This is a genomic window from Nocardioides sp. 31GB23 (assembly GCF_040012395.1).
Classification (GTDB): domain Bacteria; phylum Actinomycetota; class Actinomycetes; order Propionibacteriales; family Nocardioidaceae; genus Nocardioides; species Nocardioides salarius.
Map to the genome: position 1 here is coordinate 1 of NZ_JBDYKJ010000100.1, position 13,249 is coordinate 13,249.

The window sequence follows — 13,249 nt, forward strand, 5'->3', positions numbered from 1 at the left end:
CCAGGTGTCAGGTGTCGCGACCGTGAAAAGACTCCCTCACGGCCGCACCGGCCGACCTGCGCCCCAACGGTGTCGACTACGACGCCTCGGCGATCCAGGTGCTCGAGGGCCTCGAGGCGGTGCGCAAGCGCCCCGGCATGTACATCGGCTCGACCGGCGAGCGCGGCCTGCACCACCTGATCTGGGAGATCGTCGACAACGCGGTCGACGAGTCGCTGGCCGGCTACTGCGACCGGATCGTGCTGACCCTGCTCGCCGACGGCGGCGTGCGCGTCGAGGACAACGGTCGCGGCATCCCCACCGACACCGCGCCGGGCCAGGAGCTGCCCGCGCTCACGCTCGCCCTGACCGTGCTGCACGCGGGCGGCAAGTTCGGCGGCGGTGGCTACAAGGTCTCCGGCGGTCTGCACGGCGTCGGCGTCTCGGTCGTCAACGCGCTGTCCTCCCACGTGGTGGCCGAGGTCAAGAACCGCGGCCACCTGTGGCGCCAGTCCTTCACCATCGGCGTGCCCGACGCCGACCTCGAGCAGGTGCGCCCGCTGCGCGACGACGAGGGCAGCGGCACCACGATCACCTACTACCCCTCGCCCGACATCTTCGAGACGATCACGCACTCGCTCGAGACGATCACGTCGCGGGTGCGCGAGTACGCCTTCCTCAACAAGGGCCTCGAGATCGTGGTGCGCGACGAGCGCCCGGCCGCCGACGCGGTGATGGACGCGGTCGAGGACGACACGGCCTCCGACGACGTCGACCGCACCGGCCCCGCCGCGATGCAGCGCGGCGCCGACGGCGGCTCCGAGCAGGTCTTCCGCTACGACCGCGGCCTCGTCGACTTCGTCGAGCACCTCAACCGCACCAAGACCGTCGCCAACCCCTCGGTGATCTCGTTCGAGGCCGACACCCCCGAGTCGGTCGAGAACCACATGAGCCTCGAGGTGGCGATGCAGTGGAACACCTCGTACGCCGAGTCGGTGCACACCTTCGCCAACACGATCAACACCCACGAGGGCGGCACCCACGAGGAGGGCTTCCGCTCCGCGCTCACCTCGCTGATGAACAACGCCGGCTTCGACTGGGGGTTGATGAAGAAGCAGGAGGACCGGATCACCGGTGACGACATCCGCGAGGGCCTGACCGCGATCATCTCGCTCAAGCTCGGTGAGCCGCAGTTCGAGGGCCAGACCAAGACCAAGCTCGGCAACACCGAGGCCAAGGGCTTCGTGCAGCGCGTCGTCAACGACCAGCTCGGTGCCTGGCTGGAGCAGAACCCGCAGGAGGGCCGCGAGATCATCCGCAAGGCCCAGGCCGCGGCGCAGGCCCGGGTGGCCGCGCGCAAGGCCCGTGATTTGGCCCGCTCGCGCAAGGGCCTGCTCGGCGGCGGCGGCCTGCCCGGCAAGCTCTCGGACTGCCAGTCGACGAACCCGGCCGAGTGCGAGGTCTTCATCGTGGAGGGCGACTCGGCCGGCGGCTCGGCCCGCCAGGGCCGCGACCCGCGCATCCAGGCGATCCTCCCGATCCGCGGCAAGATCCTCAACGTCGAGAAGGCGCGCATCGACAAGGTGCTCGGCAACGCCGAGGTGCAGTCGATCATCTCCGCCCTGGGCACCGGCATCCAGGAGGAGTTCGACGGCGACAAGCTGCGCTACCACAAGGTCGTGCTGATGGCCGACGCCGACGTCGACGGCCACCACATCAACACCCTGCTGCTGACTCTGCTCTTCCGCTTCATGCGGCCGCTGATCGAGCACGGCTACGTCTACATGGCCCAGCCGCCGCTCTACCGGCTGCGCTGGAACAAGCCGCACGAGCACGAGTTCGTCTTCTCCGACGCCGAGCGCGACGCGCTGCTGCTCGAGGGCCAGGCCCAGGGCAAGAAGCTGCCCAAGGAGAACGCGGTCCAGCGCTACAAGGGCCTCGGCGAGATGAACGCCAAGGAGCTGTGGGAGACCACGATGAACCCCGACCAGCGGCTGATGCTGCAGGTCACGCTCGACGACGCCGCGCACGCCGACGAGATCTTCTCGATCCTGATGGGCGAGGACGTCGAGCAGCGCCGCTCCTTCATCCAGCGCAACGCCAAGGACGTCCGATTCCTCGATATCTAGGTATCTAGCCCAGACCTTAGACAATCGTAGAAGCGACGAGAGAGACACAGAGACGTGACTGAGACCCCCACCGACGGCGGCGGCCCGATCGTTCCCGGCCCGGGAGGCCGCATCGAGCCGGTCGAGCTGCAGACCTCCATGCAGCGCGCCTACATCGACTACGCGATGGCCGTCATCGTCGGACGCGCCCTGCCCGACGTGCGCGACGGGCTCAAGCCGGTGCACCGGCGCGTGCTCTACGCGATGTTCGACGGCGGCTACCGGCCCGACCGCGGCTTCTCCAAGTGCAGCCGCGTCGTGGGTGACGTGATGGGTCAGTACCACCCGCACGGCGACACCGCGATCTACGACACCCTGGTGCGCCTGGCGCAGCCGTGGGTGATGCGGGCGCCCCTGGTCAACGGGCAGGGCAACTTCGGCTCACCGGGCAACGACTCGGCCGCCGCCATGCGGTACACCGAGTGCCGGATGGCCCCGCTGGCGCTCGAGATGGTGCGCGACATCGAGCAGGACACCGTCGACTTCCAGCCCAACTACGACGGCCGCTCCTCCGAGCCCGTGGTGCTGCCCGCGCGCTTCCCCAACCTGCTGGTCAACGGATCCGCGGGCATCGCGGTCGGCATGGCCACCAACATCCCGCCGCACAACCTGCGCGAGGTCGCGGCCGGCGCCCGCTGGGCGCTGGACAACCCCGACGCCTCCAAGGAGGAGCTGCTCGACGCGCTGCTCGAGCGCATCAAGGGCCCCGACTTCCCCAACGGCGCGACCATCGTGGGTCGCGAGGGCATCGAGCAGGCCTACCGCACGGGTCGCGGCTCGATCACCCAGCGCGCGGTGATCCAGGTCGACGAGGACACCAACGGGCGCACCTGCCTGGTGATCACCGAGCTGCCCTACATGGTCAACCCCGACAACCTCGCGCTCAAGATCGCCGAGCTGGCTGACTCGGGCAAGGTGCAGGGCATCTCCGACGTGCGCGACGACACCTCCGACCGCACCGGCCAGCGCCTGGTGGTCGTGCTGCGCCGCGACGCCGTGGCCCGGGTGGTGCTCAACAACCTGCTCAAGCACACCGAGCTGCAGAGCAACTTCAGCGCCAACATGCTGGCGCTGGTCGACGGCGTGCCGCGCACCCTGTCGATCGACGCGTTCATCAGCAACTGGGTCGCCCACCAGATCGACGTCATCCAGCGGCGCACCCGCTTCCGCCTGGCCGAGGCCGAGCGCAACGCCCATGTCTACCGCGGCCTGGTCAAGGCGCTCGACGCCCTCGACGAGGTCATCGCGCTGATCCGCCGCTCACCCGACGCCGACGAGGCCCGTACCGGGCTGATCGAGCTGCTCGACATCGACGACGTGCAGGCCGAGGCGATCCTGGCGATGCAGCTGCGGCGCCTGGCGGCGCTGGAGCGCCAGAAGATCATGGACCGCCTGGCCGAGCTCGAGCTGATCATCGCCGACCTCGAGGACATCCTGGCCAACGAGGCCCGCCAGCGCCGGATCATCTCCGACGAGCTCGGCGAGATCGAGGAGAAGTACGGCGACGACCGCCGCTCCCAGATCATCGCCGCCGACGGCGACCTGTCGATGGAGGACCTGATCCCCGACGAGGAGCTCGTCGTCTCCATCACCCGCGGCGGCTACGCCAAGCGGACCCTGCGCCACCAGTACCGCCTGCAGAAGCGCGGCGGCAAGGGCGTGCGTGGCGCGACCCTGCGCGGCGACGACGTCGTCGAGCACTTCATCGCCACCACCAACCACCACTGGCTGCTGTTCTTCACCACGGCCGGGCGGGTCTACCGCACCAAGGCCTACAACCTGCCCGAGGCCTCCCGCGACGCCAAGGGCGGCCACGTGGCCGGGCTGCTGTCCTTCCAGCCCGACGAGTCGATCGCCCAGGTGCTGGCGATCCGCGACTACGACCAGGCGCCGTACCTGGTGCTCGGCACCCGCAGCGGCCTGGTGAAGAAGACCCGCCTGGGCGACTACAACTCCCCGCGCCAGGCCGGCGTCATCGCCATCAACTTCCGCGAGGACGACGACGAGCTGATCGGCGCCGAGCTGGTCGGCCCCGACGACGACATCCTGCTGGTCTCCCGCAAGGGGCAGGCGGTGCGCTTCCGCGCCGACGACGCCCAGCTGCGCCCGATGGGCCGCGCGACCTCGGGCGTCTCGGGCATGAAGTTCCGCGACGGCGACTCGCTGCTGTCGATGTCGGTCATCCGGGCCTCGCAGGTCGCGGCCGAGGTCGCCGCGGGCCTCAGCGAGACCAACGAGGACACCCCCGACGTCGACCCGTCCTCGGCCGGGCTGGTCGAGCCGGTCGAGCCCGCCGAGGTCAAGGCGCAGTACGTCTTCACCATCACCGACGGCGGCTTCGCCAAGCGCACCCGCATCAACGACTACCGGCTCACCAACCGCGGCGGCCTGGGCGTCAAGGCGATGGGCCTGGCCAACGAGGACCGCGGCGGTCTGGTCGGCGCCTTCATCGTGGAGGAGGGCGACGAGGTCCTCTCGATCACCGCCTCCGGCCAGGTCGTGCGCAGCCCCGTCAACGCGGAGTTCCGCCCGACCGGTCGCTCGGCGATGGGCGTGAAGTTCGTGACGCCCAAGAAGAACGACTCCGTGGTGGTCGTGGCCCGCTCGGTGGAGGCCAAGGTCGACGCCGAGGACGGGGCCGACGAGGGCGCCGAGGACGGGGCCCAGGACGGTGCCCAGGCTCTCGAGAACGCGGACGACTCGACCGCGGGTGCAACAATCGGTGCCGACGACGCGTCCGAGACGGTGGGGCAGAGCACCGAGGACGTGCCTGACGACGACACCGAGGATGAGAGCTGATGACCGAGCGATCGACCGAGTCCCGATCGACCTCCGGGTCGAAGCCCACCTCCCAGGCCGCTTCGAAGCCGGCGAAGAAGCCGGCCGCGGGGTCGTCCGCGAACCCCACGGGGGCGTCCTCCGACGACACCGCGGTGCGTCCCCCGCTCACCGAGCGGATCCAGGGCCGGGTCACCAAGGCCGCCGAGGAGCACAAGGCCAACCGTGAGGCCAAGAAGCAGGCCGCGAGCGCGGGCAGTGCCAAGGCGGCCTCCGCCTCGGGGTCGAAGGGCACGCCCCGCGGCCCGCGCCGGGCTCGGTTGCGGCTGACCCGCATCGACCCCTGGTCGGTGATGAAGACCGCTTTCCTGCTCTCGGTGGCCTTCGGCATCGTCACGGTGGTCTCGGTGCTGATGGTGTGGACCGTGCTCGACGGCGCCGGGGTGTGGGAGTCGATCAACCGCACCGTGACCGACGTCGTGGGCCAGGAGAGCGCCTCCGACTTCGACGTGGAGAACTACATCGGCACCTCGCGGGTCATCGGCTTCACGATGCTCATCGCGGCCGTCGACGTGGTGCTGCTGACCGCGATCGCGACGCTGGGCGCCTTCCTCTACAACATGGCCGCCGCGCTCCTGGGCGGCGTCGAGGTCACCCTCGCCGAGGACAACTGATCCCACCCACCCCGTGCCCGCACCGCGTTTTGTCCGCGCGCGAGGGCGTCGGGTAGTCTCCCCTCTCGGTCGTCCGGGTCCCTGACCCGTGCCGATCCCGCCGGCTGCTGCCGGTGTGGGGCCTATAGCTCAGACGGTTAGAGCGCTTCCCTGATAAGGAAGAGGTCACAGGTTCAAGTCCTGTTAGGCCCACCACCACCCACGTCCCACCAGCGTGATCCGATCCGTGCCGGGAGGCTCGTCGTGAAGAAGATCCTGATGCTCCTGCTCGCCGCCGGTGGCGCCCTCGCGGCCAAGAAGAAGTACGACGAGTCGCAGGCCGAGCAGGCCCTGTGGGCCGAGGCGACCGACCCGGTCGCGAAGGGCTGAGCCCGACCCGTTCCAGGGGCCTTGGCGCAATTGGTAGCGCACCTGCTTTGCAAGCAGGGGGTTAGGGGTTCGAGTCCCCTAGGCTCCACCGAGAGAAACCGCAGGTCAGCCTGCGGTTTCTTCACATTTTCGGACTAACCCCCTGCTCACTACAGTCGCCCTGTGGGGGACTGGTGGGGGAAGAGGCCTGCCACCACCATGCGTGAGATCGTGGTGGAGGACGTAGCCTCACCCCGAGCTGGCTCCGCGGATGCCGAGCCGTCGGACGACACAGGAGATATGTGAGCACCCTCGGCAACTTTGTCTGGTCGATCGCGGACCAGCTTCGTGGCGTCTACAAGCCCCATCAGTACGGCGACGTGATCCTGCCGATGACGATCCTTCGCCGCCTCGACTGCGTGCTCGAACCCAACCGCGAGAAGGTCCGCAAGGTCGCCGCAGCCGAAGCCCGCGAGGAGCTCCGCGACGTCAAGATCAAACGCGCGACCGGCTGGGGCTTCTACAACACCAGCCCGTGGGACTTCGCCAAGCTCGTGGGCGATCCGGACGGGCTCGCGGCGAACCTGACCGACTACATCGCCGGGTTCTCCAAGAACATCGACGTCTTCGATCGGTTCCGCTTCGACAACCAGATCACGACCCTTGCCGAGAAGAACCGGTTGCTGATCGTCGTCCAGAAGTTCGCCGACGTCGATCTGCACCCGAGCAAGGTCAGCAACGCCGAGATGGGCGACCTGTTCGAGGAGCTGATCCGCAAGTTCGCCGAGGCCTCCAACGAGACCGCGGGCGAGCACTTCACCCCGCGCGACGCGATCCGGCTCATGGTCGACCTGCTCTTCGCCGGTGACGACCGGGCCCTGGCGGAGGCAGGTGTCGTGCGCACGGTCTACGACCCCACTGCAGGAACCGGCGGCATGCTGTCGGTCGCCGAGGAGCACCTGATCGGCACTCCCGACAAGCCGGGTCTCAACCCCGACGCCCGACTCAAACTGTACGGCCAAGAGATCAACGACCAGTCCTACGCAATCTGCAAGTCCGACATGATCGCCAAGGGCCAGGACGCCACCAACATTCAGCTCGGTGACACCCTCGCCGAAGACAAGTTCGCCGGGACGACCTTCGACTACTGCCTCTCCAACCCGCCCTACGGAGTCGACTGGAAGGCTTCCGAGAAGGCAGTCAAGGACGAGGTCGCCCGCGCGGGCGAGCGCAGCCGCTTCCCCGGCGGCCTGCCCTCGATCAGCGACGGCCAGATGCTCTTTCTTCAGCACCTTGCGACCAAGATGCGTCCCGTGCACGACGGCGGCGGGCGAGCCGGGATCGTCCTCAACGGCTCCCCGCTCTTCGCCGGCGCCGCGGAGTCCGGGCCGTCGCAGATCCGCCGCTGGCTGCTCGAGCACGACCTGGTCGATGCGATCGTCGCGCTGCCGACCAGCATGTTTTACAACACCGGCATCGCCACCTACGTCTGGGTCTTGGACAACGCCAAGTCCGCCGAGCGCATTGGCAAGGTCCAGCTCATCGACGGCACCGGCTTCTTCACCAAGATGCGGAAGAACCTCGGCAACAAGTCCCGCGAGGTCTCGGCTGCAGACCGCGAACAGGTCGTCAAGCTGTATGCCGCGTACGACGAGACCGACAACTCCAAGATCTACCCGACCGACGTCTTCGGCTACTGGACCATCACCGTGGAGCGACCACTCCTCGACGAGAACGACAACGTCGTCCGCGACCGCAAGGGCCATCCCAAACCCGACCCCAAGCTCCGCGACACCGAGAACGTCCCCTTTACGTACGGCGGCAACGAAATCGGAAATGACGGCCGCGACGCCACGATCATGACATTCGTCGAGGCTGAGGTACTGCCACATGTGCCTGGGGCTTGGTTGGACGAGAAGAAGACGAAGGTCGGCTACGAGATCCCGTTTACCCGGCACTTCTATAAGTACGCCCCGCCTCGCCCGCTCGAGGAGATCGACGCGGACCTCAACAAGCTCGTCGCCGAGATTCTCGACCTGCTTCGCGAGGTCGAGGCGTGACTCTCCCTGTCTCCATCCCCGGCCACTGGCGATCGGGGAACATCCGTCGATTCGCGCAGATGAAGACGGGGCATACGCCGAGTCGGTCCGTGCCGGAGTACTGGGAGAACGTCGACATCCCGTGGTTCACGCTCGCGGACGTCTGGCAGCTGCGAGAGGGCAAGCAGGTCTACCTCGGCGAGACTGCGAACAGGATCTCCCTGCTTGGCTTAGCGAACTCCGCAGCAGAACTCCTGCCTGCGGGAACCGTCGTGCTCTCGCGCACCGCGTCCGTCGGATTCTCTGGAATCATGCCGCGGCCCATGGCGACCAGCCAGGACTTCTGGAACTGGGTCTGTGGACCAGATCTGCTGCCCCGGTACTTGAACTATCAATTCAAGACAATGATGTCTGCCTTCAAGGCACTAAACGTGGGCTCTACCCACCAGACGATTTACCAGAGAGACGCCGCCAGTCTGAAGATTCTGGTGCCGCCCATCACGGAACAACGCGCCATCGTCGACTATCTGGACCGGGAGACCGCCAAGATCGACACGCTCATCGCCAAACAGGAGCAGTTGATCGCGACCCTCCGCGAGCGCCGCAGGTCAGTGATAGCGCGCGCTACCGGCTGGGGTAGTCAAACTCGCGGAGGCTGGAGGAGCCTCCGGATCTCTTGGCTCTTCGCGGAGACCGCCAGCGGCACTACGCCTGCGCCCGAGCACATCCTCGATCCCAGTGACGGGTCGATCCCGTGGGTAACCACTGGTGAGCTCAAGGAGTCTCTGATCCGAGGGACCCGAAAGGCCGTGAGTCCGGCTTCGGTCGCCGAGTATTCCGCATTGAAGGTGCACCCTGCCGGCTCGTTGTTGCTAGCCATGTACGGCGCAACAATTGGTCGGCTCGCCATACTCGGGATCGATGCCACGAGTAACCAAGCGTGTTGTGCACTGGTTGGGCCACGCCGAGTCACCGCTGAGTTCGCGCGCTATAGCCTCATGGCCGGGCGTCAGTGGCTCATCTTTGATGCGGCGGGGGGCGGGCAGCCGAACATCAATCAAGACAAGGTGCGCAGCTTCCGGATACCAGTTCCCCCCATTGATGAACAGCGCGCGATCACGACCTATCTGGACGAGCAGACCGCGAAGATCGACGCTCTGAGCGCGAAGACGGAGAAATTCATAGAGTTGGCAAAGGAGCGTCGTACGGCCCTAATAGCGGCAGCGGTAACCGGTCAGATCGAGTCTCGGGCGTCGGCGTGAGCGAAGTCCGCAAACCCGACCTCAGCTACCTCATCCCTGACTGAAGCGAGAACTAGTGGAGCGACCTGCTCGCTTCCCAAATCAAGACCGACCCAGCTCCGATCGAGGAGCTCATCGGCGTCGCACCGGACGATGCCCGGCGTCGGTCGACGTTCCGGGCTAACATCAAGGAAGTCCGACCGCCTCGACCCTCCTGCTGACCCAAATGGGCCGTGAGGTCGCCGCCACCGAGGTGAAGGTGTTGCCGGATCTCGGGCGGCGTGATCAGCTCGAATCCCTGTTCTTGCGATGTCGGTCACCGTCAACGATTCAGCACGTTAGCGTGACAACCGTGTCGGTTGAGCATGAACGCGCCTTCGAGGACGAGATCTGCGCTCATCTGGCCGCGAACGGATGGCTCTACTCGTCCACCGGCGCGGGCTACGACAAGACGCGGGCGCTGTTTCCCGACGACGTGTACGCCTGGCTTCAGGAGACCCAGCCCGAGGAGTGGGCCAAGGGCGTCAAGCCGTCGATGTCGGCCACGGAGCAGGAGCGGGCGAAGGAGCAGTTGCTCGACCGCCTGGTGAAGACGCTTGACCTGCCGCTGGAGGCCGGAGGCGGCACGCTCGCCGTACTCCGCAAAGGCTTCAAGAAGACCCCGGCGCGGCTCTCGATGTGCGAGTTCAAGCCCGCCACCACGCTCAATACCGCCGCGATGACGCGCTATGACGCGGTTCGGGTGCGGGTGATGCGGCAGGTCTACTACTCCGGCGAACACAAAGGGTCGATCGATCTGGTGCTGTTCGTCAACGGGCTGCCGGTCGCGACGCTCGAGCTGAAGACCGACAACACCCAGTCGATCGAGCACGCCAAGGCGCAGTACCGCACGGACCGCGACCCGAGGGGCGAGCCGCTGCTCGGGTTCGCGAACCGTTGTCTGGTGCACTTCGCGGTCTCCAACGACGAGGTCGCGATGACGACCCGGCTCGCCGGGAAGGCGACGCACTTCCTGCCGTTCAACATGGGCAACGACGGCGCGGCCGGCAACCCGGTCAACCCCGACGGCGCCGCCACGTCGTACCTGTGGGAGCGGGTGTTGCAGCGCGACTCGTGGCTGCACATCATCGGCAAGCTGCTCCACCTGGAGACCCGCACCGACATCGACCCGATCACCGGGGATGCGTCGAAGAAGACCACGCTGCTGTTCCCGCGCTTCCACCAGTGGGAGCTGGTCACCGAACTGCTCGCGACTGTCAGCGAAGAGGGGGCGGGGCACCGGTACCTGGCGATGCACTCGGCCGGCTCCGGCAAGACCAACTCGATCGCCTGGACTGCACATGGTCTCGCGACCCTGTTCGACCAGCACAACGAGAAGGTCTTCGACACCGTCATCGTGGTCACCGACCGCACCGTGCTCGACGACCAGCTGCAGACGGCGATCAAGCAGATCGAAGGCGTCGACGGCACCGTCGCCACGATCAACGCGGACCAGGTCCGCAACGCCGGGACCGGGTCCAAGTCCGGGCTCCTGGCAGCCGAGCTGCTCGCCGGGAAGCTCATCGTGATCGTGACGATGCAGACCTTCCCCTTCGCACTCCAGGCGATCCGCGACAACCAGGGGCCCGCCGGGAAGCGGTTCGCGATCATCGCCGACGAGGCGCACTCGTCCCAGACCGGCCGCACCTCACAACAGCTGCGCGCCGTGCTGACCGCCGAGGAACTCAAGGACCTCGACGACGGCGGCGAGATCGACACCGAGGCGATCCTCGCCGCCGAGATGGAGGCGCGGGCGTCCTCGCCGAACATCTCGTTCTTCGCTTTCACCGCGACTCCGAAGAACAAGACACTGGAGCTGTTCGGCAGACCTGACGACGATGGTGTCCCCCGCCCGTTCCACGTGTACTCGATGCAGCAGGCGATCGAGGAGGGCTACATCCTCGACGTACTGCGCAACTACACGACCTACGACACGGCCTTCCAGATCGCCGAGCGTTCCAAGAAGCACCTCGAGGAGGTGAAACTGGTCGACGAGTCAGAGGCCACCAAGGGGCTGATGCGCTGGGTCTCACTGCACCCAACGAACATCGCCCAGAAGGTGCAGATTGTCGTCGAGCACTACCGCGCCAACGTGCGCCACCTCCTCGACGGTCACGCCAAGGCCATGGTCGTTACCAGCTCCCGCGAGCACGCGGTTCGCTACAAGGAGGCGATCGACGCCTACATCAGCAAGCAGGGCTACCGGCTCTCCACCCTCGTCGCCTTCTCGGGCTCGATCACGGTCGACGGGATCGCGTTCGCCGGCGTCGAGGCGCCATACACCGAAGCCAACCTCAACAGGGGCCTTCGAGGGAGGACGCTGCCGGTCGCATTCGGGACCGACGACTTTCAGGTCCTGATCGTCGCCAACAAGTACCAGACCGGCTTCGACCAGCCGCTGCTGTGTGCCATGTACGTCGACAAGCGACTCTCCGGCGTCACCGCGGTGCAGACCCTGTCGCGGCTCAACAGGACATACCCGGCGGGCGGGAAGGACACGACGTACGTCCTGGACTTCGTCAACGACCCCGCCGAGATCCTCGCCTCGTTCAAGCCCTACTACCGCGAAGCCAGCATCGAGGGCGAGACCGACCCCGACATCGTCCATGACCTCCAGGCCAAGCTCGATGCCGCCGGGGTCTACACCGAGGCCGAGGTCGAGGCCCTCGTGACCTCGTACCTGGCAGGCAAGCACGGAGCGATATCGGCACCACTCAAGGCCGCTGCCGACCGGTTCAACAGCCGGTACGTCGCAGCGGTCGCCGACGGTGACGCGGCGACTGTCGAGGAACTCGACCTGTTCCGTAAGGACGTCGGCTCGTTCGTCCGGCTATACGACTTCCTCTCCCAGATCGTGAACTATGCCGACACCGATCTGGAGAAGCGCTCGCTCTACCTCCGACTGCTGCTCGGTCGGCTCACAGGGCGCGCCGGCGCCGAGGTCGTCGACTTCTCGACCGTCGAGCTGACCCACATCAAGCAGGCCCGTTCCGGCGACCATGACCTCGACCTCGACGGCGGCGAGGCCGTCCCGCTGCAGCCCGTCACCGCCACTGGCAGCGGCGCTGCGCGCGACCCGCGCATGGTGCGGCTCGCCGAGGTTCTCGCCAAGATCAACGACCTGTTCTCTGGCGAGGACTTCACCCCTGCTGAGCAGCAGTCCTGGGTGGAAGGCCTCGTCACCGTCCTCATGGACGACCACACCATCCGCGCTCAGGCCGGGGCCAACACGCGCAAGCAGTTCGTCGAGTCCCCTGACCTCTCCGACGCCGTCACCGAGGCGGTCCTGGGCAACCAGACCAGCCATCACAAGATGGCCGACTACTTCTTCACGGACGACACGGTGCGAGTGCAACTGGTGAAGCTGCTCGGCGAGCTCGTCCACGAAAATCTTGGAGTCAGCAGATAGCTGAAAGCAGGATGCACGCAAGGGCGATCACAGAGGGCTGGCCGACGGGCCAGCTCTTGTCCGCGCCTTCGATGAATGGCCAGCAAACCCGTGCTGTTGACCCGAAGCCTGACTAAGGTCAGCGACGTGAGGAGCCACCGATGAAGGCGAACACTCTGACTCCGGCCGAGATCTTCGGCAACCAGATCAGGTATGTCGTACCGCTGTACCAGCGGCCTTATGTATGGACCAAGGAAGCACAGTGGAAGCCACTGTGGGATGACGTCAGGGCCCTCGCCGACCGCGTACTGGAGACCCCGGACGTCTACGGAGCGCCGCCAGTCCCCCCGCATTTCCTTGGGGCGATCGTCATCGATCAGCTCCCTGGACCGGTGACGCATATCGGGGCCCGGAGCGTGATCGACGGGCAGCAGCGACTCACGACGTTGCAGCTACTGCTGGATGCGGCGCAGTCAATCGTCGAGCAACACGGCCGGCCGGTGGATGCCTCAGCCCTAAGCCCGGATCCACCGATGAGCTTGGGTGGGTGAGCGTGGCGTAGAACGAGAATGCCCTTGCTGGGCGGGAGAATCGG

The 13,249-nt window shown here is 66.7% G+C and carries 8 protein-coding genes and 2 tRNA genes; all 10 read left to right on the top strand.

The features are described 5' to 3' along the window. Window positions 1-56 precede the first annotated feature (56 nt). The 10 genes from gyrB (at window position 57) to ABKW28_RS21515 (ending at window position 13,205) form a co-directional block, all read left to right on the top strand. Window positions 57-2,108 (top strand): DNA topoisomerase (ATP-hydrolyzing) subunit B, encoded by a 2,052-nt coding sequence (gene gyrB / locus ABKW28_RS21470; RefSeq protein WP_348613137.1) that lies wholly within the window; start codon window positions 57-59, stop codon window positions 2,106-2,108. A gap of 54 nt (window positions 2,109-2,162) precedes the next feature. Continuing rightward, on the top strand, window positions 2,163-4,946 hold the full coding sequence (gyrA, locus tag ABKW28_RS21475) for a DNA gyrase subunit A (RefSeq protein ID WP_348613131.1): 2,784 nt from the start codon (window positions 2,163-2,165) through the stop codon (window positions 4,944-4,946). Beyond that, window positions 4,946-5,599, top strand: a complete 654-nt coding sequence (locus tag ABKW28_RS21480) for a DUF3566 domain-containing protein (RefSeq protein WP_348613133.1) — start codon at window positions 4,946-4,948, stop codon at window positions 5,597-5,599. Before gyrA ends, ABKW28_RS21480 begins: the two co-directional genes overlap by 1 nt. A 118-nt stretch (window positions 5,600-5,717) precedes the next feature. Then, window positions 5,718-5,794: transfer RNA gene (locus tag ABKW28_RS21485), tRNA-Ile, on the top strand. 48 nt (window positions 5,795-5,842) lie between these two features. Further along, entirely contained in the window at window positions 5,843-5,968 is a 126-nt protein-coding gene (locus ABKW28_RS21490; RefSeq protein ID WP_302709375.1) for a DLW-39 family protein, read from the top strand. Between the two features lie 15 nt (window positions 5,969-5,983). Further along, a tRNA-Ala gene (locus tag ABKW28_RS21495) sits at window positions 5,984-6,056 on the top strand. Window positions 6,057-6,249: 193 nt separating this feature from the next. Beyond that, window positions 6,250-8,007 carry a class I SAM-dependent DNA methyltransferase gene (locus ABKW28_RS21500; protein WP_341240609.1) on the top strand — a complete coding sequence of 586 codons (1,758 nt, stop codon included), beginning with the start codon at window positions 6,250-6,252 and terminating at the stop codon, window positions 8,005-8,007. After that, window positions 8,004-9,248 carry a restriction endonuclease subunit S gene (locus tag ABKW28_RS21505; RefSeq protein ID WP_341240608.1) on the top strand — a complete coding sequence of 415 codons (1,245 nt, stop codon included), beginning with the start codon at window positions 8,004-8,006 and terminating at the stop codon, window positions 9,246-9,248. Before ABKW28_RS21500 ends, ABKW28_RS21505 begins: the two co-directional genes overlap by 4 nt. A gap of 331 nt (window positions 9,249-9,579) precedes the next feature. Next, window positions 9,580-12,675 (top strand): type I restriction endonuclease, encoded by a 3,096-nt coding sequence (locus ABKW28_RS21510; protein WP_341240607.1) that lies wholly within the window; start codon window positions 9,580-9,582, stop codon window positions 12,673-12,675. Window positions 12,676-12,815: 140 nt separating this feature from the next. After that, window positions 12,816-13,205, top strand: a complete 390-nt coding sequence (locus ABKW28_RS21515; RefSeq protein WP_348613135.1) for a DUF262 domain-containing protein — start codon at window positions 12,816-12,818, stop codon at window positions 13,203-13,205. Window positions 13,206-13,249: the final 44 nt, after the last annotated feature.

Excerpts from the sequence above, each read along its gene's own strand:
- ABKW28_RS21480 (WP_348613133.1), top strand. The coding sequence starts at position 4,946 with ATGACCGAGCGATCGACCGAGTCCCGATCGACCTCCGGGTCGAAGCCC.
- ABKW28_RS21515 (WP_348613135.1), top strand. The coding sequence starts at position 12,816 with ATGAAGGCGAACACTCTGACTCCGGCCGAGATCTTCGGCAACCAGATC.